Here is a 24,941-nt window from a genome sequence, read left to right on the forward strand (position 1 = left end):
CTCACCCTCTCGGGCTTTCCTCCGGGCTTTCGTTCTGTGTTCTTGCGTTTCCGACTCTATCAGACTCTTTCGGGCCCGATTTCCTCGGTGCTTTCCAGGTTCTGCGCTTTCGCGTTTTCCCTTTCCGGCGGTTCCGACTCTATCAGATTCTTTTCCGTGCCGTTTCTGGCTGGATCGGAATTCCAATGGCCTTCGGAGGGCCTTTCCCTTTCGGGCGGATCAGACTTTATCAGGTTTCCCAGGTCTGGATTCCCACCCGCTCGCAAGCCGGTCCCGGCACAGGTGTGTGCCCTGATTCGGTGCGAGGTGGAGACGTAAACGTACTGGAGCGGTGGCCCCCGATGCAAATCGGGGGGCACCGCTCCGGTGAGTCGTCACGAATGCCGAGGTCAGACCTCGACGACGACCGGGAGGATCATCGGCCGGCGGCGGTAGCCGTCGGAGACCCACTTGCCGACGGTGCGGCGGATGAGCTGCTGGATCTGGTGGGGCTCGGCCACGCCGTCGGCCGCGGCGCGGGCGATGGCTTCCTCGATCTTCGGCAGGATCGCGGCGAAGGCCGAGTCCTCGATGCCGGAGCCGCGGGCCTGGATGTTCGGGCCGCTGATCACCTTGCCGGTGGTGCTGTCCACGACGACGAACACCGAGATGATGCCCTCGTCACCGAGGATGCGGCGGTCCTTGAGGGAGGCTTCGGTGACGTCGCCGACCGAGAGGCCGTCCACGTACACGTAGCCGGCCTGGACCTTGCCGGAGATGCGGGCCTTGCCGTCGATGAGGTCGACGACCACGCCGTCCTCGGCGATGACGATGCGGTCCTTGGGGACGCCCGTCATGGCACCGAGCTCGGCGTTGGCGCGCAGGTGGCGCCATTCGCCGTGGACCGGCATCAGGTTCCGCGGCTTGCAGATGTTGTAGAAGTACAGCAGCTCGCCGGCGGAGGCGTGCCCGGAGACGTGCACCTTGGCGTTGCCCTTGTGGACGACGTTGGCACCCCAGCGGGTCAGGCCGTTGATCACGCGGTAGACCGCGTTCTCGTTGCCCGGGATCAGGGACGACGCCAGGATCACGGTGTCGCCGGGGACGATCCGGATCTGGTGGTCGCGGTTGGCCATGCGGGACAGGGCCGCCATCGGCTCGCCCTGGGAACCCGTGCAGACCAGCACGACCTCGTCGTCCGGCAGGTCGTCGAGGGTCTTGACGTCGACGATCAGGCCGGCCGGGACGCGCAGGTAGCCCAGGTCACGGGCGATGCCCATGTTGCGGACCATGGAGCGGCCGACGAAGGCGACGCGACGGCCGTACTCGTGGGCGGCGTCCAGGATCTGCTGGATGCGGTGCACGTGGCTCGCGAACGAGGCCACGATGATCCGCTTCTGGGCGCTCGCGAAGACGCCGCGGATGGCGTTCGAGATGTCGCGCTCCGGCGGGACGAAGCCCGGGACCTCGGCGTTCGTGGAGTCCGAGAGGAGGAGGTCGATGCCCTCCTCGCTCAGGCGGGCGAACGCGTGCAGGTCGGTGAGGCGGTTGTCCAGCGGGAGCTGGTCCATCTTGAAGTCGCCGGTGGCGACGACCAGGCCGGCGCCGGTGCGGATGGCCACCGCGAGCGCGTCCGGGATGGAGTGGTTGACCGCGATGAACTCGCAGTCGAAGGGGCCCAGGTTTTCGCGCTCGCCTTCCTTCACCTCGAGGGTGTAGGGGCGGATGCGGTGCTCCTGGAGCTTGGCCTCGATGAGCGCCAGCGTCAGCTTGGAGCCGATCAGCGGGATGTCCGGCTTCTCCCGGAGGAGGTAGGGGACGGCGCCGATGTGGTCCTCGTGACCGTGGGTGAGGACGATGCCCTCGATGTCGTCGAGGCGGTCCCGGATGGACGTGAAGTCCGGGAGGATCAGGTCGATGCCCGGCTGCTCCTCTTCGGGGAAGAGGACGCCACAGTCGACGATCAGCAGACGACCGTCGAACTCGAAGACGGTCATGTTGCGGCCGATCTCGCCGAGGCCGCCCAGGGGGGTGACCCGGAGGCCACCCTTGGGGAGCTTCGGGGGCGGGCCGAGTTCAGGGTGCGGATGGCTCAAAAGTTTCTCCTTCACCACGCGCGCCACGTGCCCCTGGAGGCACGCGGCGCGCATGTCATTCGTGCACTTGCTTTCGTCTGTCTCGTTCTTGCTTATTCAGTTGTGAAGTCTGTTGTCAGAGCTGTACCCCGCCCGCGGCAAGATCGATCTTGAGCTGTGCCGTCTCTTCGTCGGTCAGGCCGACGAGGGGCAGGCGCAGCGGGCCGGCGGGAAGGCCCTGGAGGTTCAGGGCGCCCTTGGTGGTCATCACGCCCTGGGTGCGGAACATGCCCGTGAAGACCGGGAGCAGCTTCTGGTGGATCTCGGTGGCCTTCTGGACGTCGCCGGCCAGGTGGGCGTCGAGCATGGCCTTCAGCTCGGGGCTCACGACGTGGCCGACCACGGAGACGAAGCCGACCGCGCCGACCGACAGGAGGGGCAGGTTCAGCATGTCGTCGCCGGAGTACCAGGCCAGGCCGCTCTGCGCGATGGCCCAGCTGGCGCGGCCGAGGTCGCCCTTGGCGTCCTTGTTCGCGACGATGCGGGGGTGCTCGGCGAGCCGCACCAGGGTTTCGGTGTTGATCGGGACGCCGCTGCGGCCGGGGATGTCGTAGAGCATCACCGGGAGCTCGGTGGCGTCCGCGATGGCCGTGAAGTGCCGGTAGAGGCCCTCCTGCGGGGGCTTGCTGTAGTACGGGGTGACGGCGAGCAGGCCGTGGGCGCCGGTGCGCTCCGCCTGGCGGGCCAGTTCGAGGGTGTGCCGGGTGTCGTTGGTGCCGATGCCGGCCACGACGTGGGCACGGTCTCCGACCGCTTCGAGTACGGCTCGTACGAGGTCGTTTTTCTCCGCGTCGGTGGTCGTGGGCGACTCACCGGTGGTGCCGTTGATGATCAGGCCGTCGTTGCCTGCGTCCACCAGGTGGACGGCGAGCCGCTGCGCGCCGTCGAGGTCAAGTGCGCCATCCGCCGTAAACGGCGTGATCATGGCGGTGAGGACCCGCCCGAAGGGGGTCTGCGGAGTCGAGATCGGAGCCATGGGTAACACGCTACTCGCTGCCATGCTCGCGGTGTCCCCTCGGGGGACGTCTACCGGTGATCCCTCCCGGCGGCGGCCGGGAGGGTGTTGGATCCCGGCACTGCCTGCTCGGGGGTTCAAGCAGTGCCGGGTCCGTTTGATCAGCCTAGATGAACTTTACGAAACGCCGCAATACGGACACTTGGGACTTCTCTCAGCACATCCGTACGCCACGCGTGTATCAGACCTTACGGGGCAACGCGCCCGTTGCCGTTGAAGGCCGCGTAGGTCAGCGGCATGAGCTTCGCCCAGTGCTGCTCCATCTTCTCGCCGACCATCTCGATCTCCCGCTGCGGGAAGGACGGGACCTTCGCCAGCTCGTGCTGGGTGCGCAGACCGAGGAAGTGCATGAGCGAGCGCGCGTTGCAGGTGGCGTACATCGAGGAGAAGAGGCCGACCGGCAGGACCGAACGGGCGACCTCGCGGGCCACGCCCGCCGCCAGCATCTCCTGGTAGGCCTCGTAGGCCTGGCGGTACGAGTCCTCCATGACCCGACCCGTCAGTTCCTGCTGCGCCTCGGTGCCTTCGACGAACACGTACTTGCCCGGACGACCCTCCTGGACGAGCTTGCGCTCGGCGTCGGGCACGTAGAAGACCGGCTCGAGCTCCCTGTAGCGACCCGATTCCTCGTTGTAGGACCAGCCCACGCGGTGGCGCATGAACTCGCGGAACACGAAGATCGGGGCGCTGATGAAGAAGGTCATCGAGTTGTGCTCGAAGGGGCTGCCGTGACGGTCGCGCATCAGGTAGTTGATGAGGCCCTTGGAGCGCTCCGGGTCCTTCTGGAGCTCCTCCAGGGACTGCTCGCCGGCCGTGGAGACACGGGCGGCCCACAGCACGTCCGAGTCGGCGGCGGAGTGCTTCACGAGCTCCACCGTCACGTCACTGCGGAAGCCGGGTTTCAGGTCTGAAGCGGCGGTCTCGCTCACACGGGGTCCTTCCGAACGGGTCTTACCGGGGGGCGGGCCCACTCTACGGCTCGGGCCGCGGCCTCCCGGACAGGCGCCCGCCGGCGGGCGGCACCCGCGGGCGGCTGACGGAGCGCCACGAATTTCGGCCGATGTCCCGAATCACGGCACCGATCGGGGTGTTCGTACGTCCTACAAGGAGAAGAACGTCCCTTCCGCCCCGCACTGGCGGGGCCCGAACCGTGAGGAGAGTCGCTCCTGATGTTCCGCCGGCGCGAACCCGTCCCGTTCGCCTTCGTCGCCGAGGCCGACCGTTTCCGCAGCAACGTCACCCCGCCGCCGCGCGAGAGTCTGAGCCTGCCCCAGATCGCCGCCCGTAGTCTGGTCGGACTGACCGTGGTGGCGGGGCTCGTCGGCTCGCTGCTCTTCGGCATGCCCGCGCTGCAGCCGTACCACGCGCCCGACAAGGCCCAGCAGTCACAGGCGTCCGAAGGGCGATAGCCTCACGGCACAGCCCAATCGAACGTGCATGTGAGTGAGGTCCAGCCGTGCCCCTGCCCTTTTTGACGGCCGACGGCGTATTCGACGCACACGACGAGGACGAAGCCCTCCCGCACGCGGATCCGGAGCGCTGGCGTCGTCCCTACCGACCGGGACCCTGGCGGGTGGCCGGCGCGTCCGTGCTGCTCCTGCTGGCCGCGTTCATGCTGCTGGCCACGGTGATCATCGCCTTCGCCGGAACGTGGGGCGGCGCGGCGATCGCGCTGGCCGCCTCGCTGCTCGTGATCGGTACGGCCCTGCGGATCCTGCGCGCGGGCGTGTGGGTGAGCCCCTCGGGCCTGCGTCGCGTCGGTTTCTTCACGACGCGGTCGATCCGTTGGAACGAGGTCTCCGCGATCCGTACGGTCCAGCAGCCGGTGCGCTGGCTGGGGCTGCCGCGGACCGTCCAGGGGCAGGCCCTGACCCTGGACCGGCGTGACGGCGCGGAACCGCCGGTGCTGCTGACCGACCACAGCGCCGACTTCCTGGCCCGCGGCGAGGCCTTCGACCGGGCCGCGGGGTCGCTGGAGGCCTGGGCCCGGGAGTACCGGCCGGTGGTACCCGCCTGAGCCGGTCCGGTGAGCCGGTCCGGTGAGCCGGTCCGGTCGGATCGAGCACGGAGGCCCGTACGGGGATCAGACCCGTACGGGCCTTCCGTCGTGCAGGGCGATGGCCCGTTGCATGGCCTTGCGCGCCCGCGGGGTGTCGCGGGCGTCGTGGTAGGCGACGGCGAGGCGGAACCAGCTGCGCCAGTCCCCCGGCGCGTCCTCGGTCTCGGCCTTGCGGCGCGCGAAGACCTCGTCGGCGGAGTCCCGCAGGATCCGCCCGTACGCGTCCCGTTCCAGTTCGTCGACAGGCAGGCCGCCCTCGGCCTCCAGCTCGACCGCGAGCTGGTTGGCCCTGGTGACGAAGCGGGTGTTCATCCACAGGAACCAGACGCCGATGACCGGCAGGATCAGCACGGCGACACCGAAGGTGACGGTGAGCCAGGTGCCCTGTTGGATCAGCATCAGGCCGCGGCTGCCGACGAGGACGAAGTAGACGACCAGGACGGCCGCCGTGAGGAAGTACGTGATCTTCGCGCGCATGGTGGTGGGTCCGTCAGCTCAGGTCGAGGAAGTTTTCCAGGCCGAAGGTGAGGCCCGGGGTCCGCGTCACGCGCCGCGCACCCAGCAGGATGCCCGGCATGAAGCTGCTGTGGTGCAGGGAGTCGTGACGGATGGTCAGGGTCTCGCCCTCGCTGCCCAGCAGGACCTCCTGGTGGGCCAGGAGCCCGCGCAGGCGGACGGCGTGCACGGGGACCCCGTCGACGTCGGCGCCGCGGGCCCCGTCGAGGGCCGTGGCGGTGGCGTCGGGCTGCGCGCCGAGGCCGGCCTCGGCGCGGGCCGCGGCGATGAGCTGCGCCGTACGGGTGGCCGTGCCGGAGGGGGCGTCGACCTTGTGCGGGTGGTGCAGCTCGACGACCTCGACGGACTCGAAGTACCGCGCGGCCTGGGCCGCGAACTTCATGGTGAGGACGGCGCCGATGGAGAAGTTCGGGGCGATGAGCACCCCGGTCTCCGGGGAGCCGGCCAGCCAGGTGTCGAGCTGGGCGAGGCGGTCCTCGGTCCAGCCGGTGGTGCCGACCACGGCGTGGACGCCGTGCCGGACGAGGAAGTCGAGGTTGCCCATCACGGAGGCGGGGGTGGTCAGCTCGACCGCGACCTGGGCGCCGGCCTCGACCAGCGTCTCCAGCTTGTCACCGCGGCCGAGGGCCGCCACCAGCTCCATGTCCTCAGCGGCCTCGACGGCCTTGACGGCCTCGGAGCCGATGCGGCCCTGAGCGCCGAGGACTGCCACGCGCAGCTTGCTCATACTGTGTCCTTATAACCGGGTACGGACTTCACTCTGTACCGAACTAGGCGACCGCTTCGTCGAGGCGGGCGGCCTGCTTCTCCTTGAGCGGGCCGATCACCGCGAGCGAGGGCCGCTGGGCCAGTACATCCTGCGCGACCGCGTGGACCTCGTCCGGGGTGACCGCGGCGATGCGGGCCAGCATGTCGTCGACCGACATCTGGTCGCCCCAGCACAACTCGCTCTTGCCGATGCGGTTCATGATCGCGCCGGTGTCCTCCAGGCCGAGGACCGTGGAGCCGGAGAGCTGGCCGATGGCGCGCCGGATCTCCTCCTCGCCGAGACCGTCCGCGGCGACCTTGTCCAGCTCGTCGCGGCAGATCCGCAGCACGTCGTGGACCTGGCTGGGCCGGCAGCCGGCGTAGACGCCGAACAGGCCGGTGTCGGCGAAGGCCGAGGTGTACGAGTACACGCTGTAGGCCAGGCCGCGCTTCTCGCGGACCTCCTGGAAGAGGCGGGAGGACATGCCGCCGCCGAGGGCGGTGTTCAGCACGCCGAGGGCCCAGCGGCGCTCGTCGACGCGGGAGATGCCGGGCATGCCGAGGACGACGTGGGCCTGCTCGGTCTTGCGGCCGACGAGGTCGACGCGGCCGGCGGTGCGGATCCGCTTGCTGCCGGAGCGGGGGCCGACGGGGACGGCGTCGGTGTGCTTCAGCGCGCCGGCCCGGTCGAAGGCCGCACGGACCTGGCGTACGACCTTGGCGTGGTCGACGTTGCCGGCGGCGGCGACGACCAGGCGGGTGGGGTCGTAGTGCTTCTTCCAGAAGCGGCGGATCCGGTCGGCGCCGAGGGCGTTGATCGTCTCGACCGTGCCGAGGACGGGGCGGCCGAGCGGCGAGTCCCCGTACATGGTCTGGGCGAACAGGTCGTGGACCATGTCCCCCGGGTCGTCCTCCGTCATCGCGATCTCTTCGAGGATCACGCCGCGCTCGGCGTCGACGTCCTCCTCGCGGATCAGCGAGCCGGTGAGCATGTCACAGACGACGTCGATGGCCAGCGGCAGGTCGGTGTCGAGGACCCGGGCGTAGTAGCAGGTGTACTCCTTCGCCGTGAAGGCGTTCATCTCGCCGCCGACCGCGTCGATGGCGGAGGAGATGTCGAGGGCGCTGCGCCTGGCGGTGCCCTTGAAGAGGAGGTGCTCCAGGTAGTGGGTGGCGCCGCCGAGACTTGGCGTCTCGTCGCGGGAGCCCACGTTGGCCCAGATGCCGAAGGTGGCGGAGCGGACGGAGGGGAGCGTCTCGGTCACGACGCGCAGTCCGCCCGGCAGGGTGGTGCGGCGGACGGTGCCGATGCCGCCCTCGCCCTTGAGGAGAGTTTGGGTACGGGCGACGGCCCGCCCCTCCGAAGAGGGGCGGGCCGTCACACGGGAACTACGCGACGTCACTTGTCGGAGTCGTCCTTGTCGGCCTCGGCGGCGTCCTCGCCCTCGATCACGGGGACCAGGGAGAGCTTGCCGCGCTGGTCGATCTCGGCGATCTCGACCTGCACCTTGGTGCCCACCGCGAGCACGTCCTCGACGTTCTCCACGCGCTTGCCACCGGCGAGCTTGCGGATCTGCGAGATGTGCAGCAGGCCGTCCTTGCCGGGCATGAGGGAGACGAAGGCACCGAAGGTGGTGGTCTTGACGACCGTACCCAGGTAACGCTCGCCGACCTCCGGCATGGTCGGGTTGGCGATCGCGTTGATCGTGGAGCGGGCGGCCTCGGCGGCCGGGCCGTCGGCGGCACCGATGTAGATGGTGCCGTCGTCCTCGATCGTGATCTCGGCGCCGGTGTCCTCCTGGATCTGGTTGATCATCTTGCCCTTGGGGCCGATGACCTCACCGATCTTGTCCACGGGGATCTTGACGGTGATGATCCGCGGGGCGTTGGGGGACATCTCGTCCGGCGTGTCGATCGCTTCCATCATCACGTCGAGGATGTGGAGGCGGGCGTCGCGGGCCTGGGTCAGGGCCGCGGCCAGGACGGAGGCCGGGATGCCGTCGAGCTTGGTGTCGAGCTGGAGCGCGGTGACGAACTCCTTGGTGCCGGCGACCTTGAAGTCCATGTCGCCGAAGGCGTCCTCCGCACCGAGGATGTCGGTGAGGGCGACGTAGTGCGTCTTGCCGTCGATCTCCTGGGAGATCAGGCCCATGGCGATACCGGCGACGGGGGCCTTGAGGGGCACACCGGCGTTCAGCAGCGACATGGTGGAGGCGCAGACCGAGCCCATGGACGTCGAACCGTTGGAGCCGAGGGCCTCGGACACCTGGCGGATCGCGTAGGGGAACTCCTCGCGCGTCGGCAGGACGGGCACGATCGCGCGCTCGGCGAGCGCGCCGTGGCCGATCTCGCGGCGCTTCGGGGAACCGACGCGGCCGGTCTCGCCGACGGAGTACGGCGGGAAGTTGTAGTTGTGCATGTAGCGCTTGCGGGTCACCGGAGAGAGGGTGTCCAGCTGCTGCTCCATGCGGAGCATGTTGAGGGTGGTGACGCCCAGGATCTGGGTCTCGCCACGCTCGAACAGCGCCGAGCCGTGCACGCGCGGGATGGCCTCGACCTCGGCGGCGAGGGTACGGATGTCCGTCAGGCCGCGGCCGTCGATGCGGACCTTGTCCTTGATGACGCGCTCGCGCACCAGGGCCTTGGTCAGGCTGCGGTAGGCGGCGGAGATCTCCTTCTCGCGACCCTCGAAGGCCGGGAGGAGCTTCTCGGCGGCGATCTCCTTGACGCGGTCCAGCTCGGCCTCGCGGTCCTGCTTGCCCGCGATGGTCAGCGCCTGGGAGAGCTCGCCCTTGACGGCGGCCGCGAGGGCCTCGTACACGTCGTCCTGGTAGTCCAGGAAGACCGGGAACTCGCCCTCGGGCTTGGCGGCCTTGGCGGCCAGGTCGGCCTGGGCCTTGCAGAGGACCTTGATGAAGGGCTTCGAGGCGTCGAGGCCGGCGGCCACGATCTCCTCGGTCGGCGCCTCGGCGCCGCCCTTGACCAGGGCGATGGTCTGCTCGGTGGCCTCGGCCTCGACCATCATGATCGCGACGTCGCCGTCCTCCAGGACGCGGCCCGCGACGACCATGTCGAAGACGGCGTCCTCGAGCTCGGTGTGCGTCGGGAAGGCGACCCACTGGCCGCGGATCAGCGCGACGCGGACGCCGCCGATCGGGCCGGAGAAGGGCAGGCCGGCCAGCTGGGTGGACGCGGACGCGGCGTTGATCGCGATGACGTCGTACAGGTGGTCGGGGTTGAGCGCCATGACCGTGGCGACGACCTGGATCTCGTTGCGCAGGCCCTTCTTGAAGGACGGGCGCAGCGGGCGGTCGATCAGGCGGCAGGTGAGGATCGCGTCCTCGGAGGGGCGGCCCTCGCGACGGAAGAAGGAGCCGGGGATCTTGCCGGCGGCGTACTGGCGCTCCTCGACGTCCACCGTGAGGGGGAAGAAGTCGAGCTGGTCCTTGGGCCTCTTCGACGCGGTGGTCGCGGAGAGCACCATCGTGTCGTCGTCCAGGTAGGCGACGGCCGAGCCGGCGGCCTGGCGGGCCAGACGGCCCGTCTCGAAGCGGATGGTGCGGGTGCCGAAGGAACCGTTGTCGATAACGGCCTCGGCGTAGTGGGTCTCGTTCTCCACTAGCGTTTTCTCCATATTCGTCGTCTCCGTCCGTCACCCGTGTGGTGACCGACGGTGGTGGAGAAGCGCTCCTGGCGTGCGGGCCGGTCTTCGATCGAAGCACCCGGTTCCGATCCCCGTCGCGGGGATTTCCGGATGCCACTACCGAGGACCGGCGGCGTAGGGAGGGCGCTCCTCCTCTTCGGTTGTGCGCTGTGTTCCAGACTACAAAGCGTCCGGTAGGTCGCGCACGTACAGCAAAGGGAGCGGCCCCATCGGTGTGGGAACCGCTCCCTTCACAGCGTGCTTACTTGGCGCCGGCCGCACCGCGGCGGATGCCGAGGCGCTCGACCAGCGTACGGAAGCGCTGGATGTCCTTCTTGGCCAGGTACTGCAGCAGGCGGCGACGCTGGCCGACCAGGATCAGCAGACCACGACGGGAGTGGTGGTCGTGCTTGTGGGCCTTGAGGTGCTCGGTCAGGTCCGAGATGCGGCGGGACAGCATCGCGACCTGGACCTCGGGAGAGCCGGTGTCGCCCTCCTTGGCACCGAACTCTGCGATGATCTGCTTCTTCGTAGCGGCGTCGAGCGGCACGCTTACTCCTCGTTTGGTCTTCGTGGCCACCGAGCGCCCCAGGTCGAATTCTCTGGGGATCTTCCGTAACTCGGGAGGCGGGGTCCGCTGAGCGCAGCCTCCAGAGGATTCCGGGGGCGCGTACACAAACGGCCGTCACACAGCGTACCAGGCTACCGGGTCCCGCCGTCTCGACTGGTGAGAGCCCGATCGTCGGGATCGGGTGCGCCGCCGGTGGCGCGGTCGAGCGGTACGACGGCCTCGGGGAGGTCGAGCGTGCTGCCCCTGAAGGGTCGCAGGGTCGGGCGGGGGGCCACAAGCGATTTTCCCCGCGGTGTGCCGGAGCGCCGGCGGGGGCGGGCGGGGAAGGCGGGCGCGGGAACGCGCGGGGAAGCGGGCGCGGGAGCCGGAGCCGGGGCCTCGGGAGCCGGAGCCGGGGCCTCGGGAGCCCGGGTCGCGGGGATCCGGGCGAAAGCGGCCCGCGACGGATGCGTTGCGCACATAATCGGCTGCGGAGAGACCTGGCAGCGCCGCACGACCGACGGAAGGGCCGCACATGGGCACCCAGCAGGAGAAGGACGAGCTGTACGCGCTCGACATCAGCGGCGTCGAATGGCAGGGCCCGCCCGGGACCAGCCCGGACGAAGAGCGCGTCGAGATCGCCAAGCTGCCCGAGGGCGCGGTGGCCATGCGGTCCTCGCTGGACCGGGAGACGGTGCTGCGGTACACGGCCGCCGAGTGGGAGGCCTTCGTGCTCGGTGCCCGGGACGGGGAATTCGACCTCACCTGAGGCACGGCGCTCCCGGGGGTCCCGGGAGCACGCGAAGGGGGACGCGCCCGGGGTGGGCGCGTCCCCCTTCGCGTCGGCGGGGCGCGGCCCCGGCGGACACGTACGGGTGACGGGCTCGGCGGGTGGAACCGGGCTCGGCGCACGGGGAGTTGGACGGGGTGACGGCGGACGGCCGCGGGGGCGGCCCGGGTTCGTCGTGGAAGGGTGCGCGGTGGTGGGGGGTGTGCGGGTGTGGGGGCGGGGACGCGGGGGCGCGATGATCACGCTGTGTGATCCCGTACGGGGGCGGCTCGGGGCGGGCGGTGGACCGCGGGGGGTGCGGGGCGCCACCGGGCGCGACACGCCGGATCCGACCAACCCCGTTGTGGCGGTGGGGTGCTGACGGCCGCCCGGGAGCGGGGCGGGTGGGCGGGTCACAGGCGTGTGACCTCGGGGGCCTTCGGAGGCGGGGCGCGATTAGGCTGAGCGTGGGCGCGGCGTCGAGTTGGGCGCCTGACCGATGTTCGACAGACCAGGAGGACCAGTGAGCGGCGATCGGAACGAGAGCGGCGGGACGCGGGACGTCCCGACGGACGATCAGTCCGACGCGGTGCCCGAGGCGACGGGCGAGTTCACCATCCCCTACACCCCGCCGGCCTGGTACTCGCAGGACGCCCCGGTGACGCCCGTTCCCGGGGTTCCGGGGGTTCCGGGCCTGCCGGCAGGCAGCGGATTCGAACCGGCCCTCCCGGCGGACGTGGTGTCGCCGCCGACGATGCGGTTCGCGCCCCTGGCTCCTCCGGCTCCGACCGCGCCTCCGGCGGCGGTTCCGGCCGACGCCGTACCGCCCGCTGCCGCGCCGTTCGGGACTCCGGACCCGGCCGAGGTGCCGGCCGCTCCCCCGGCCGCGCCGGTGGACGCCGTGCCGGCCGCCGCGCCGCCCGCCGTCGTGGTGGACGAGCCCGTCGCGCAGGCGCCCGTGCCGGGGCCCGCCCCGGACGCGGAGCCGCGGGACAGCGTGCCCGCCGCCTTCGCCGAGCCCGTGGCGGCCGGGGCCGAGCCCGTGGACCGCGTCCCGTACGACGCGCCCGTCGCGCCGGCGCAGCCCGCTCCCGGCGGTGAACTGCCGCCGCTGCCGGCCGCGTTCCCCTCCTCCGTACCGCCCCAGGGCCACGGGTTCCCGCCCGTGCCCGCGCAGCAGGCCCCGGCGCCGCAGGCTCCCCAGGGCTACGGCTTCCCGCCGGCCGCCGCGGAGCGGCACCAGGCCCCGCAGGGCTACGGCTTCCCGCCCGTGCCCCCGCAGCAGACCGCGGCGCCTCAGCCGCCCCAGGGGTACGGGTTCCCGGCCGCCGCGGTACCGGAGCAGCCCCCGGCCGCCCCGGTACCGCAGGCCGCGCCGCCGGCCCCGCCCCAGGGGTACGGCTTCCCCGCGCCGACCGCCGATCCGCACGCCGCCGCGCAGTGGCCCGGCGGGGCCGCGCAGCAGCCCGGTCCGGCACCGGGCGCCCCGCTCGGGTACACCGCCGCCGTCGAGTTGTCCTCCGACCGGTTGCTGCGCGCCAAGCCGAAGCCGAAGGCGGCGCGTTCCGGCTTCCGTTTCGGCGGCAGGGCCGCCGAGGCCGACCGGCAGCGCAAGCTGGAGCTGATCCGCACGCCGGTGATGTCCTGCTACCGGATCGCGGTGATCAGCCTGAAGGGCGGCGTCGGCAAGACGACGACCACCACCGCCCTGGGGGCGACGCTCGCCACCGAGCGGCAGGACAAGATCCTGGCGATCGACGCGAACCCGGACGCCGGCACCCTCGGTCGCCGCGTCCGCCGCGAGACCGGTGCGACGATCCGCGACCTGGTCCAGGCGATCCCGTACCTGAACTCGTACATGGACATCAGGCGGTTCACCTCGCAGGCCCCCTCCGGCCTGGAGATCATCGCCAACGACGTGGACCCGGCCGTCTCGACGACCTTCAACGACGAGGACTACCGGCGCGTCATCGACACGGTGGGCCGGCAGTACCCGATCGTCCTCACCGATTCCGGTACGGGTCTGCTGTACTCCGCCATGCGCGGGGTGCTGGACCTCGCCGATCAGCTGATCATCATCTCGACCCCTTCGGTGGACGGTGCCAGCAGCGCGAGCACCACGCTCGACTGGCTCTCCGCCCACGGTTATGCGGAGCTCGTCTCGCGCTCCCTCACGGTGATCTCCGGCGTCCGCGAGACCAGCAAGATGATCAAGGTCGAGGACATCGTGGCGCACTTCGAGACCCGGTGCCGCGGCGTCGTCGTCGTGCCCTTCGACGAGCACCTCGCGGCCGGCGCCGAGCTGGACCTCGACATGATGCGGCCCAAGACCCGGGAGGCGTACTTCACCCTCTCCGCGATGGTCGCCGAGGACTTCGGCCGCGCGCAGCAGCAGGCCGCGCAGGCGAACTGGGGCGTCCCGCCGCAGGCGCAGCCGGCCCAGCAGCCGGGCGCGCAGTCGGGTCCGTACTACCAGCCGCCGCAGCCGCAGGCGCCGTACGGCGGGCAGCCCTACCCGCAGGCCGGTCAGCCCTGGCAGCAGCCGGGGGCACAGCCGCCCGCTCAGCCCGGTCAGCCGCCGCGCGATCCGCGCCTGGGCTGACCCGCCCCGTACGCGTGAGGGCCCGTACCGTCCGAGACGGTACGGGCCCTCACGCGTGGGCGGCCCCGCTCAGCGCTCGGCGGAGTCGTAGGCCTCGGTCAGCACCCGGGCGCGCTTGACGTCGTCCGCGATGGCCTCCAGCAGGCCGTCGAGCGACTCGAACTTCGCCATGCCGCGCACGTAGGAGAGGAAGTCGACGGCCACGTGCAGGCCGTACAGGTCCAGGCCGACGCGGTCGATGGCGTACGCCTCGACGGTCCGCTCGGTGGCGTCGAACTGCACGTTCGTGCCGACGGAGATCGCCGCCGGCATCCGCTCGCCGCCCGCCGTCAGCCAGCCGGCGTAGACCCCGTCGGCCGGGATCGCGGTGTGCGGCGCCGTCTCCACGTTGGCGGTCGGGTAGCCGAGCTCGCGCCCGCGCTGCGCGCCGCGCACCACGACGCCCTCGACCCGGTGGGGGCGGCCCAGGATCTCGGCGGCGCCCTCCATGTCGCCCTCGGAGACGAGCCTGCGCGCCAGGGTGGAGGAGAACGGCACTCCGCCGCCCGCCGCGCCCCGTTCGACCAGGTCCACGACCTCGACCTCGTAGTCGTAGGTGCCGCCCAGTTCGCGCAGGAAGTCGACGTTGCCCGCGGCCCGGTGGCCGAAGCGGAAGTTGGGGCCCTCGATCACGGCGCGGGCGTGCAGCTTGTCGACGAGCACCTTGACGATGAAGTCGGCCGGGGAGAGCTGCGAGAACTCCGCCGTGAAGGGCAGGATCAGCAGCGCGTCGACGCCGAGGCCGGCCATGAGTTCGGCACGGCGGTCGTACGGGGCCAGGATCGGCGGGTGGCTGCCGGGGCGCACGACCTCGCTCGGGTGCGGGCTGAAGGTGACGACGACCGAGGGGACGCCGAGCTCGCGGGCCTTGGCCACGGCCCGGCCGATGATCAGCTGGTGTCCCCGGTGCACACCGTCGTAGGAGCCGATGGTGACGACGCTGCGTCCCCAGTCCTGGGGGATGTCCTCCAAGCCACGCCAGCGCTGCACTGTGACCGCTCCTCGCCCGAACCCGTGTAGTCCCTGTACCGATTGCCGATTGCAGGTCTAAGACTGCCATGCCGGTGCCCGGTGCCCCGCATCGGCATCTGGCATCCCTACGCGGCTTCTACATCCCGCGGTCGCGGACGGCGCGGCCGCGACGCTCGTCAGGTGACGTCCCGGTCGCTCCGGCTGAGGGTCTCCACCGTCCGGCGGGCGCCCGGCCCCAGCAGCGCGGCGGCTTCCGCTTGTGCCTGGGAGAGCCAGCGGGCGACCAGGGCACCGAACACCGGATCGGCGCGGGCGAGCTCCACCGTGCGCTGCTCGAAGAGGGCGGGGCCGCCGGGGACGCGCAGCAGCTGCCGGCCCGTGCGCCGCAGCAGCTCGCGGGTCCGTTCCTCGGGGCGCCGCCGGGTCGAGGCCGCGAGGGCGTCGAGGAAGGCCCCGAGGACGGCCGGGTCGGTCTCCTCGCGCAGGAGTACGCCGGTCAGCTCGGCCCGCAGCGGCCCCGAGGGCTCCTCCCCCGGGGCGGCGAGGACCCCGGCCAGGGCGGCCCGTACGGGGGTGGCGCCCCCGCGCAGCAGGTCCAGCACCAGCGGGCGCAGCACGGGCCCGGCGGCCGGGCCCTGGTCCAGGCGCCGCGCGACGAACGCGGCGCCGTGCGGGGCGTCCGCGGGGCGGCGCGCCAGGTGTTCCCGTACGAGGTCGCCCGCGCGGCGGGCCAGCCCGGGCGTGGTGAGCGCGGCCAGGGCGCGCAGCACCTCCCCGTCGGCCCGGGCCCGCAGGGCGGCGAAGACGGTGTCCGGGTCGGGCAGCACGGGAAGCGCGGCGACGAGCGCGGAGGCGGGCAGGCGGGAGCCGCGCTCGGGGTCGCGGAAGCAGGCGAGGGCTTCGGGCAGGTGGCGGGCGCGTGCCTGGGGGTCGCGCAGCAGCATCCCGAGGGCACTGCCGTGCAGGGCGGCGTCGTCGGGGCGGGCGAGGAGCGCCTCGGCGGCGTGGCGCAGCAGTTCCCGGTCGGCGGGGCCGCGGACGTGGGGGGCGGTGGCCGATCCGTAGGCGGCGGCGGCCACGCGTCGCGCGGGGCGCTCGTCGTGGGCCCAGCGGTCGACGGCCCGGCACAGGGCGGAGGGTTCCTCCTCGGCGAGTACGGCGAGCAGTTCGTCGGCGCGGGGGTGCGCGGCGGCGACGAGGGCCTCGGTGAGGTCGTCGACGGCGAGGGCGCGGTGGGTGTGCAGCAGGGCCTGAGCGGCGGTGGCGACGGTCGCGCCGGGTCGGCCGCGCAGGCGGCGTTCGTCGGTGAACCAGGCGCAGAGCAGGGGCTGTACGAGCCGTGGGGCGCGGGCGAGCCGGCGGGCGGCGGCCTCCAGGTAGCGGTGGTCGGAGGGGAGCAGACGGCGCAGCAGGTCGAGGCGGTCGGACTCGGGCAGCCGCAGCCGGTTCCAGAACCAGCCGCCGAAGCCGCCGGGACCGGCCTGGGCGACGTGTTCGGCGAGGGCGTGCAGGACGGGCAGGTGGGGCCGGGCGTCGGGGGCGGCGAGGAGGGCCCCGCGCAGCAGTCGACCGGCCCACCAGAGGCGGTCGGGGTGGACGGGCGGGGCGTCGGCGGGGCGTGGTCCGGCGAAGTCGTTGAGGGCGCCGACCAGTGCGGTCAGCCGGGCGCGGGCGTCGGCGGGCGGCAGGCGGCGCACGGCCTCCAGGACGGGGCCGACGCGGTGGCGGGGCACGGGCGGACCGCCGCCGGCGGCGCCGGTGTGGACCAGGGTGTCGAGCGCGGTCGGGACGTCGAGGTGGCCGCCCTGGAGCCAGTCGGACAGTTCCTCGTGCGCGAAGCGGTAGCCGGGGCCGGCCGGGACGAGCAGGCCTTCGGTGAGGACGGCGGAGGCCCAGCCGGTGCGCCAGGGGAAGAGTTCCTCGAAGGCGGCCCGGTCCAGTTGGCCCCGGCCCGGGCCCAGGCAGCGGCGGGCGGCGTCGTGGATCCGCCCGCAGACGCGGGTGGCGAGGCGGCGTACGCCCGGCCCGTGGACGGCGGCGCCGGAGGCGTGGGCCGCGATCCGGACGGCCACGCGCAGCGCCACCAGGTCCAGGTGCGCCGCGAACACCTCGTCACGGCCGGGGCTGCCGGAGTCCACCCCGGCGGCGCGGATCCCGGCCAGCAGGCTCAGGGTGAGCGGGTGGGCGGCGTCGGCCTCGCGCACGCCGCCGGCGGCCGGGAGGGCGAGGCGGGCCCGCAGGGTGCGTGCCTCGTCCGGGGTGAGGTCGCCGACGGGCACCGCGGGGGGCAGCCGGCGGGCCGGTCGGTCCGGGGCGTACAGCACCTCGGGCGGATAGAGGGCGCCGGCGTGCTCCCAGTGCTCGGGGCGGGCGGCGACGGCCAGGCGGGCTCCGGTGGCGCGCAGCCAGGCGGTGGTGGCGGCGGTCCAGGGTTCGAGGCGGTGCGCGAGGTGCGGGGGCATCTCCTCGGGGCCGTCCAGGACGATCAGCAACGGGCGCCCGGCGGCCCCCGCCAGCCGCGCGACCCGCTCCGCGATGCCCGTGCGGCCGTCGAACGCGTCCGGCTCCGCGTCCGGCTCCGCGGGCCTGGCGGGACGGGGCCGCGGGACGCGGTACCCGGCGGCGTCCGGCCCGGGGAGGCGGGGATCGGGCGCCTGCGGATCCGGGGCGGCGGGGGCCGTGAGGTGGTGACCCCACAGGACGGGGTCCACGCCGGCGGCCCCGAAGAGCCCGGGATCCGAAACGGCGGAACCCGTCGCGACGGAACGCGGGGCGGAGAATCCGGGCCCGGTCAGCCCCCGGGCGGTGCCGCCGTACGTGCCGGGCGCCGCGGGGCCCCACCCCCCGGAACCGGGTTCCCCGACGCCGCGCCCGAGAGGGCGTCCGGCGTCGCACCCTGTGGTGCGCCCCGCATCGTGCCCGACGTGGCGCCCGGCCGCCGCCCCGGCCCCGACGCCTTCGCCGGAACCCGGCGCGGCGGCCCCGGAGCGGGGGCCCGCGAGGCCGACGCCGACGCGGTCCCCGGCGGCGGCCTCGGCCCCGACTCCGGATCCGGCTCCGGGCCCGACTCCCGGCTCGGCCCCAGCCCCAGCCCCAGCCCCCAACCCGACTTCGACACCAGCCGCAGCCGCAGCCGCAGCCCAGGCTCCCGATCCGGCCCCGGCCCCAGCTCCGAATCCAGGTCCGACCCCGATTCCCGATCCGACACCGGAAGCGGCTCCGGCACCAGCCCCGACCGCGGCTCCAGGCCCAACCCCCGGCCCGACTCCGACCCCAGCACCGGCCCCGACCCCGGCTCCCGATCCGGTCCCGGCCACAGCACCAGCACCGGCACCGGCACCGGCACCGGCACCGGCACCGGCACCGGCCAGGCGGTAGCGCCGGATGGCGGGGCCCGTCGGCCTCGGCCCGAAGCCGGCGCCGAAGGTCCCCGGCGCGCTCCACGGGCCCGCCGCGTGCTCCCCGGGCCCCGCCACCGCCGTCGCCCAGGCCGTCGGTCCCGTCGGGCCCGCGCCCGTGCCGGGGTCCGCCGCGGTTCCCGACGTGCCCGGTCCGGCCGCGACGATGCGCCCCGCCGCGTCCAGGGCCCGGGTCACGGCTTCGGCCAGCGAGGCGTCGCCGGCCCGCAGGTCGGCCCCGCGCAGCCAGAGCGTCGGGGCCGGGCGCGGACCGCCCGCCCGGGCGGTCGCGAGGGTCGCCAGCGCGGTGGTGCGTCCGGTCCCGGGGTCTCCGACCAGGCCGAGGACGAGCCGGTCCCCGGCGGTGAACGCCGCCAGCTCCGCCGCCGTCCGGGGGCGTTCCACCGCGGGGCGGGCGGGTCCCAGGGCGGAGCCCACCGTGGTCGCGGTCAGTTCCAGCGCGCCCGCGAGGTTGAGTTCGGGCCCGTACGCCGGGACGGTGGCGCCGTTGCGTTCCAGGAGGGCGGCGAGGGGGCCGGCGGGGTCGGCCGCGGCGGCGGCGCGCAGCGGTACCGCGAAGGGGCCGCGGCCGTGTCGGTTCCGCAGTCCGGCGCCGACGACCGCGAGGACGGCCCCGGTCGCCGCGTCCAGGACCGGTGCCCCGCAGGCCTCCCCGCCCAGTCCGAGGGCGTCCCGGCCGTCCGTGCCGATGGCCAGCTCCAGGCCGGCGGGCAGGACGTGGCAGCGCTCCGGGGTGGTGTGGACGACCTCCGCTCCGGCCCCCAGCACCCGCGCCTGGCGCCAGCCCCGCGCGGGGAGGCGTACGTACGTCCCGGCGGGGACGTCCTCGCGCAGGGCGACGGGCAGCGGACGCGCGCCGAGCCCGTCGGTACGGAGGAGGGCGAGGCCCAGTCGGGGCAGGGGGGTCAGGTCCAGTGCCTCGGCCCGCCAGGCGCGCTCCCCCGGACCGGTCAGCACGAGTCGGGTGAGTCCGTCGACGACCTCGTGGGCGGTGATCACGGTGCCCCGGTCGTCGGCCACGAAACCGGTGCCGCGCGGCCGTCCGACGAGGTCGTGGATCGTGACGAGTTGGGCTCCGCTCCAGGCTCCGCTCACGCCGTCCCCGTCCCGCGGGGCGTCGTCCGCCCCGGAGGCGCCGGAGACCGCGGACCCGTCCGACACCCCGGCCCCGTCCGGTGCCGCGCAGCCGCCGGCGTCCGCCCGCAGAACCCTCGTACCGCCCCTGACCTCGTCAGTCATCGCCGCACCACTCCCCCGCCGCGGGACCCGTGGTATCGACGGTAGGCAAGTGAAGATCGGCGCGAAAAGCACGCGGGCCGAAAGCGCCCCCTTACGCCCCCTCCATTCACTCCGAGCGCCTGCTCGGACGGGTGAATACGGGGCGGGGGGTGGATAGAGAGCTACCCGAGGGGGGTCGTGGAGCGGTGAGCGGCCTTCGCCGCGCGCTCACCGCTCCACGTCATCGAACACCGGGCCCGGCCGGGGAAGACCGCCCGGCCGGGCGCGGCCCCCGGATGCCCCGGTCCCCCGGATCCCGCGGATCCGGGTGTCGTCCCAGGGTGCGGTCAGACGAAGACCGCGAGCGACTTCGCCTTGCCGCCCTTGCTCTCCACGAGCCCGAGCAGTTGCCCCTGCGGCCCGTAGACGGCGACGGTGCGCCCGTCGCGGTACTCGTCGGGCATCTCGATGCGGACGCCGTTGGCCAGCAGCGAGGCCCGCCGGGCGTCCAGGTCCCAGCGCGCGAACGCGGCCGCGGCCGCCTCACCGATCGGCATGACGGTGAGCTCCTCCTGGAGCTGGTCCAGGGTGCGCGCGCGGTCGAGCTTGTACGGGCCCACGCGGGTGCGGCGCAGCGCCGTCAGGTGTCCGCCCACACCCAGGTCGGCGCCCAGGTCGCGGGCGAGGGCCCGGATGTAGGTGCCGCTGGAGCAGACCACGGAGACGACGAGGTCGACGACCTTGGTGCCGTCCTCGGCCTCGGCCTCGCGCATGTCGTAGACCTGGAACGACGAGATGGTCACCGGCCGGGCCGGGATCTCGAAGTCCTCGCCGTCGCGGGCGCGCTTGTAGGACCGCACGCCCTTGATCTTGATGGCGCTGACCTTGGACGGGACCTGCATGATCTCGCCGGTCAGCTTGGCGATCCCGGCGTCGACCGCGTCCCGGGTGACCCCGGAGGCGTCGGCGGAGCCGGTGATCTCGCCCTCCGCGTCGTCCGTGAGGGTGTACTGACCGAGACGGATCGTCCCGAGGTACTCCTTCTCGGTCAGCGCGAGGTGGCCGAGGAGCTTGGTGGCCTTCTCGACGCCGAGGACGAGGACTCCCGTCGCCATCGGGTCGAGGGTGCCGGCGTGGCCCACGCGGCGGGTCTTGGCGATCCCGCGCATCTTGGCGACCACGTCGTGCGAGGTGAAGCCGGACGGCTTGTCGACGATGACCAGGCCGTCCGGCGTCTTTGCTGCGTCGGTGCTCATTCCGCGGCTGCGTCCTCGTCGTCCTCGTCGCCCGGCTTCTTGTACGGGTCGGCCTCGCCGGCGTACTGGGCGCCGGAGGAGACCTCGCGCACCTGGGCGTCGGAGGCGCGCGCCTTGTCGAGGAGGTCCTCGATGGTGCGGGCGTTCTCCGGGAGGGCGTCCGCGACGAAGGTCAGGGTGGGGGTGAACTTGGTCCCCGCCGCCCGACCGACCGCGGAGCGCAGGACGCCCTTGGCGCTCTCCAGGCCCGCCGCCGCGCTGGCCCGGTCCTCGTCGTCGCCGTAGACCGTGTAGAAGACCGTGGCCTCCCGCAGGTCGCCGGTGACCCGGGTGTCCGTGATGGTCACGTGCGTACCGAGACGGGGGTCCTTGACGCCGCGCTGCAGCTTCTCGGCCACCACCTCCCGGATGAGGTCCGCCAGCTTCTTCGCCCGCGCATTGTCGGCCACTGGTCCGTCTCCTTATTCCTTGCAGTCAGTCTTCATCACCGTGGAACCTGCGTCTCACCGACAGCAGCTCCACTTCCGGACGTGCCGCGACCAGCCGCTCGCAGCGGTCCAGTACGTCCGACACGAACCCCGCGTCCCCACTGACCAGGGCCACCCCTATACGGGCCCTGCGGTGCAGATCCTGGTCGCCCACCTCGGCCGCGCTCACGGAGAACTTGCGTTGGAGCTCGGCGACGATGGGTCGGACGACGGAGCGCTTCTCCTTCAGCGAATGGACGTCGCCGAGGAGCAGATCGAAGGACAGAGTCCCCACGTACATGCAGTTCCGGATGTCCCGCCGGTTCGGGTTAGGTGGCCTGCCGGCCGACGCGCGGCAGGGTCACCAGAACCGTACACGCAACGGCCGGGGCCGATCGACGGATATTCCGCCGACCGGCCCCGGGGTTACGACACGGTGCGATGTGCCTCGCGCTTACGCGCGGGGCTTCTCGCGCATCTCGTACGTCGCGATGACGTCGTCGACCTTGATGTCGTTGAAGGAACCGAGGTTGATACCACCCTCGAAGCCCTCGCGGATCTCGGTGACGTCGTCCTTGAAGCGGCGCAGACCCGAGATGGTGAGGTTCTCGGCGATGACCTTGCCATCGCGCAGGAGCCGCGCCTTCGTGTTGCGCTTGACCTCGCCGGAGCGGATGAGGACACCCGCGATGTTGCCCAGCTTGGACGAGCGGAAGATCTCGCGGACCTCCGCCGTACCGAGCTCGACCTCTTCGTACTCCGGCTTGAGCAGACCCTTGAGGGCCGCCTCGATCTCCTCGATGGCCTGGTAGATCACCGAGTAGTAGCGGACGTCGACGCCCTCGCGGTCCGCCATCTGCGCGGCACGGCCGACAGCGCGGACGTTGTAGCCGATGACGATGGCGTCGGAGCCCATCGCCAGCGAGATGTCGGACTCGGTGACCGCACCCACACCGCGGTGCAGGACGCGGATGTCGACCTCTTCGCCGACGTCGAGCTGGAGCAGCGAGGACTCCAGGGCCTCGACCGCACCGGACGAGTCGCCCTTGATGATGAGGTTGAGTTCCTGGACCAGACCGGCCTTGAGCACGGAGTCGAGGTCCTCGAGGGACACGCGACGGACGCGCTTGGCGAAGTTGGCGTTGCGCTCACGCGCAGCACGCTTCTCGGCGATCTGACGGGCGGTGCGGTCCTCGTCGACGACGAGGAAGTTGTCGCCGGCGCCGGGGACGTTGGTGAGACCCAGGACCAGGACGGGGGTCGAGGGACCCGCTTCCTCGATGTTGTTGCCCTTGTCGTCGAGCATGGCGCGCACACGGCCGTAGGCGTCGCCCACGACCATCGTGTCGCCGACGCGGAGGGTACCGCGCTGGACGAGGACGGTGGCGACGGCACCGCGGCCGCGGTCGAGGTGGGACTCGATCGCAATACCCTGAGCGTCCTGCTCGGGGTTGGCGCGCAGGTCGAGCGAGGCGTCGGCGGTGAGGACGACGGCCTCCAGCAGGGAGTCGATGTGCAGACCCTGCTTGGCGGAGATGTCGACGAACATCGTGTCGCCGCCGTACTCCTCGGCGACCAGACCGAACTCGGTGAGCTGACCGCGCACCTTGACCGGGTCGGCACCCTCGACGTCGATCTTGTTGACCGCGACGACGATCGGGACGCCGGCTGCCTTGGCGTGGTTCAGCGCCTCGATCGTCTGCGGCATGACGCCGTCGTTGGCCGCGACCACGAGGATCGCGATGTCGGTCGACTTCGCACCGCGGGCACGCATGGCGGTGAACGCCTCGTGACCCGGGGTGTCGATGAAGGTGATCTTGCGGTCTTCGCCGTTGACCTCGGTGCCCACCTGGTAGGCACCGATGCCCTGGGTGATGCCACCGGCCTCGCCCGCGACGACGTTCGTCTTGCGGATGGCGTCGAGGAGGCGGGTCTTACCGTGGTCGACGTGACCCATGACGGTGACGACCGGCGGACGCGGCATGAGGAATTCCTCGCCGCCCTCGTCCTCGCCGAACTCGATGTCGAAGCCCTCGAGGAGCTCGCGGTCCTCCTCCTCCGGGCTGACGATCTGAACGACGTAGTTCATCTCGTCGGCGAGGAGCTGGAGGGTCTCGTCCGAGACGGACTGCGTGGCCGTGACCATCTCGCCGAGGTTCATCATCACGGCGACGAGCGACGCCGGGTTGGCGTTGATCTTCTCCGCGAAGTCGGTGAGGGAGGCACCGCGCGACAGGCGCACGGTCTCGCCGCCACCGCGCGGCAGCATCACGCCGCCGACCGACGGGGCCTGCATGGCCTCGTACTCCTGGCGACGCTGGCGCTTGGACTTGCGACCACGACGGGCCGGACCGCCGGGACGGCCGAAGGCACCCTGCGTGCCACCACGGGCACCGGGACCACCGGGACGCCCGCCGAAGCCGGGACGACCGCCGCCACCGGCACCGGCCGGACCGCCGCCGAAGCCGCCGCCGCCCGGACGCGGGCCGCCGAAGCCGCCACCGGCCGGACGCGAGCCCGGACCGGCCGGACGACCGGCGAAGCCGCCGCCGGGACGACCCGCGCCGCCACCGGGACGGGGACCACCGGCACCGGGACCACGGCCACCGGGGCCGCCGCCGGGACGGGGACCGGGACCACCGGCAGCGGGACGCTGCGGCATCATGCCCGGGTTCGGACGGTTACCACCGGGGGCACCACCGGGACGCGGGGCACCGCCCTGCGGACGGGGCATGCCGCCCGGGGTCGGACGGGCGCCGCCGGGACCCTGCGGACGCGGAGCGCCGCCGGGACCACCCTGCGGGCGCGGGGCACCCTGGCCGCCACCGGCGCCGGGGGCGCCGGGACGCGGGGCGCCGGCCGGACGGGGCGCCTGCGGGCGCGCCATGCCGGTCGAGCCGCCGGAGGTGAAGGGGTTGTTGCCCGGACGGGGACCGGCCGGACGGGCACCACCGGGACGCGGGGCCTGGGCGCCACCGGGGCGCGGGGCCTGGGCACCGGGGGTGGCACCGGCCGGGCGCGGGGCGCCGGGACGGGCGCCGGGCTGACCCTGGGCCGCCGGACGCTGCTGCGTCGGACGGGGACCGGGGGCCGCGGCGGGACGCGCGGGGGCGGCCGGGGCCGCCGGGGGCGCGGAGAACTCGGTCGCCACGGGCACCGCCGGAGCGGGCTTCGGGGCGGCCGGAGCCTTGGGACCGGGACGCGGGCCGGGGGCGGCGGGCGTCACGGGAGCTGCGGCCGGGACCTCGGCAGCGGCCGGCTTGGGGGCCGGTGCGCCGGGCTTCGGGGCAGCGGGACGTGCCGCGGCGGCCGGGGAGGGCGCCGCGGGCTTGGCGGGCGCGGCCTTGCGGGGCGCGCCGGGCTTCGCAGCGGACTTGCCGGCGTTGCCGCCGGGCCCCTGCAACGCGTCGGTCAGCTTGCGTACAACGGGCGCCTCGATCGTCGAGGACGCCGAACGGACGAATTCACCGAGTTCTTGGAGCTTGGCCATGACGACCTTGCTCTCCACCCCGAACTCCTTGGCGAGTTCGTATACCCGGACCTTAGCCACTTCGC

General features: G+C 72.8%; 18 protein-coding genes. 4 read left to right on the plus strand and 14 right to left on the minus strand.

Going from position 1 to position 24,941, the window contains the following annotated elements; genetic code table 11:
* Positions 1-389: 389 nt before the first annotated feature.
* From ACZ6ZI_RS13370 to thyX, 3 genes are all read right to left on the minus strand, one after another.
* Positions 390-2,075 (minus strand): ribonuclease J, encoded by a 1,686-nt coding sequence (locus ACZ6ZI_RS13370; RefSeq protein WP_363057379.1) that lies wholly within the window; start codon positions 2,073-2,075, stop codon positions 390-392.
* Between the two features lie 115 nt (positions 2,076-2,190).
* Positions 2,191-3,090, minus strand: coding sequence for a 4-hydroxy-tetrahydrodipicolinate synthase (dapA, locus tag ACZ6ZI_RS13375; RefSeq protein WP_363057381.1), 900 nt, complete (start codon positions 3,088-3,090; stop codon positions 2,191-2,193).
* Between the two features lie 227 nt (positions 3,091-3,317).
* Positions 3,318-4,058: an FAD-dependent thymidylate synthase gene (gene thyX / locus ACZ6ZI_RS13380; protein WP_469519622.1), complete on the minus strand. Its 741-nt coding sequence runs from the start codon at positions 4,056-4,058 to the stop codon at positions 3,318-3,320.
* 240 nt (positions 4,059-4,298) lie between these two features.
* Here thyX and ACZ6ZI_RS13385 point away from each other — a divergent pair, with 240 nt between their 5' ends.
* Both ACZ6ZI_RS13385 and ACZ6ZI_RS13390 read left to right on the plus strand, forming a co-directional pair.
* The gene (locus ACZ6ZI_RS13385; RefSeq protein WP_363057385.1) at positions 4,299-4,538 is read left to right on the plus strand and encodes a hypothetical protein; all 240 of its coding nucleotides are present in this window, start codon (positions 4,299-4,301) and stop codon (positions 4,536-4,538) included.
* Between the two features lie 47 nt (positions 4,539-4,585).
* Positions 4,586-5,146, plus strand: coding sequence for a hypothetical protein (locus tag ACZ6ZI_RS13390; RefSeq protein ID WP_363057387.1), 561 nt, complete (start codon positions 4,586-4,588; stop codon positions 5,144-5,146).
* Between the two features lie 66 nt (positions 5,147-5,212).
* Here ACZ6ZI_RS13390 and ACZ6ZI_RS13395 read toward each other — a convergent pair whose 3' ends face one another.
* The 5 genes from ACZ6ZI_RS13395 to rpsO all read right to left on the minus strand — a co-directional run bounded on the left by ACZ6ZI_RS13395 (position 5,213) and on the right by rpsO (position 10,644).
* Positions 5,213-5,665, minus strand: a complete 453-nt coding sequence (locus ACZ6ZI_RS13395) for a tetratricopeptide repeat protein (protein WP_363057389.1) — start codon at positions 5,663-5,665, stop codon at positions 5,213-5,215.
* Between the two features lie 13 nt (positions 5,666-5,678).
* Entirely contained in the window at positions 5,679-6,431 is a 753-nt protein-coding gene (dapB, locus tag ACZ6ZI_RS13400; protein ID WP_469519628.1) for a 4-hydroxy-tetrahydrodipicolinate reductase, read from the minus strand.
* A gap of 43 nt (positions 6,432-6,474) precedes the next feature.
* Positions 6,475-7,854 carry a M16 family metallopeptidase gene (locus tag ACZ6ZI_RS13405; protein ID WP_469519631.1) on the minus strand — a complete coding sequence of 460 codons (1,380 nt, stop codon included), beginning with the start codon at positions 7,852-7,854 and terminating at the stop codon, positions 6,475-6,477.
* Positions 7,851-10,070 (minus strand): polyribonucleotide nucleotidyltransferase, encoded by a 2,220-nt coding sequence (locus ACZ6ZI_RS13410; RefSeq protein WP_469520546.1) that lies wholly within the window; start codon positions 10,068-10,070, stop codon positions 7,851-7,853. Before ACZ6ZI_RS13410 ends, ACZ6ZI_RS13405 begins: the two co-directional genes overlap by 4 nt.
* A gap of 286 nt (positions 10,071-10,356) precedes the next feature.
* Positions 10,357-10,644 carry a 30S ribosomal protein S15 gene (rpsO, locus tag ACZ6ZI_RS13415; RefSeq protein ID WP_030227598.1) on the minus strand — a complete coding sequence of 96 codons (288 nt, stop codon included), beginning with the start codon at positions 10,642-10,644 and terminating at the stop codon, positions 10,357-10,359.
* Positions 10,645-11,179: 535 nt separating this feature from the next.
* Here rpsO and ACZ6ZI_RS13420 point away from each other — a divergent pair.
* Positions 11,180-11,413 carry a DUF397 domain-containing protein gene (locus ACZ6ZI_RS13420; protein ID WP_266573624.1) on the plus strand — a complete coding sequence of 78 codons (234 nt, stop codon included), beginning with the start codon at positions 11,180-11,182 and terminating at the stop codon, positions 11,411-11,413.
* 523 nt (positions 11,414-11,936) lie between these two features.
* Positions 11,937-14,015, plus strand: a complete 2,079-nt coding sequence (locus tag ACZ6ZI_RS13425) for an SCO5717 family growth-regulating ATPase (RefSeq protein ID WP_469519634.1) — start codon at positions 11,937-11,939, stop codon at positions 14,013-14,015.
* Positions 14,016-14,084: 69 nt separating this feature from the next.
* Here ACZ6ZI_RS13425 and ACZ6ZI_RS13430 read toward each other — a convergent pair whose 3' ends face one another.
* The 6 genes from ACZ6ZI_RS13430 to infB form a co-directional block, all read right to left on the minus strand.
* Positions 14,085-15,044, minus strand: coding sequence for a bifunctional riboflavin kinase/FAD synthetase (locus ACZ6ZI_RS13430; protein ID WP_363057398.1), 960 nt, complete (start codon positions 15,042-15,044; stop codon positions 14,085-14,087).
* Between the two features lie 158 nt (positions 15,045-15,202).
* A complete protein-coding gene (locus tag ACZ6ZI_RS13435; protein ID WP_469519638.1) occupies positions 15,203-19,684 on the minus strand; it encodes a hypothetical protein in 4,482 nt (1,493 codons plus the stop codon).
* 326 nt (positions 19,685-20,010) lie between these two features.
* Positions 20,011-20,919 (minus strand): tRNA pseudouridine(55) synthase TruB, encoded by a 909-nt coding sequence (gene truB / locus ACZ6ZI_RS13440; RefSeq protein WP_469519641.1) that lies wholly within the window; start codon positions 20,917-20,919, stop codon positions 20,011-20,013.
* A complete protein-coding gene (gene rbfA / locus ACZ6ZI_RS13445; RefSeq protein WP_363057404.1) occupies positions 20,916-21,368 on the minus strand; it encodes a 30S ribosome-binding factor RbfA in 453 nt (150 codons plus the stop codon). Before rbfA ends, truB begins: the two co-directional genes overlap by 4 nt.
* Before the next feature lie 25 nt (positions 21,369-21,393).
* Positions 21,394-21,687: a DUF503 domain-containing protein gene (locus ACZ6ZI_RS13450; RefSeq protein ID WP_030227569.1), complete on the minus strand. Its 294-nt coding sequence runs from the start codon at positions 21,685-21,687 to the stop codon at positions 21,394-21,396.
* Positions 21,688-21,840: 153 nt separating this feature from the next.
* Positions 21,841-24,936 carry a translation initiation factor IF-2 gene (gene infB, locus ACZ6ZI_RS13455; protein ID WP_469519645.1) on the minus strand — a complete coding sequence of 1,032 codons (3,096 nt, stop codon included), beginning with the start codon at positions 24,934-24,936 and terminating at the stop codon, positions 21,841-21,843.
* Between the last annotated feature and the right edge of the window lie 5 nt (positions 24,937-24,941).

The organism is Streptomyces sp. NPDC103540 (assembly GCF_055584445.1).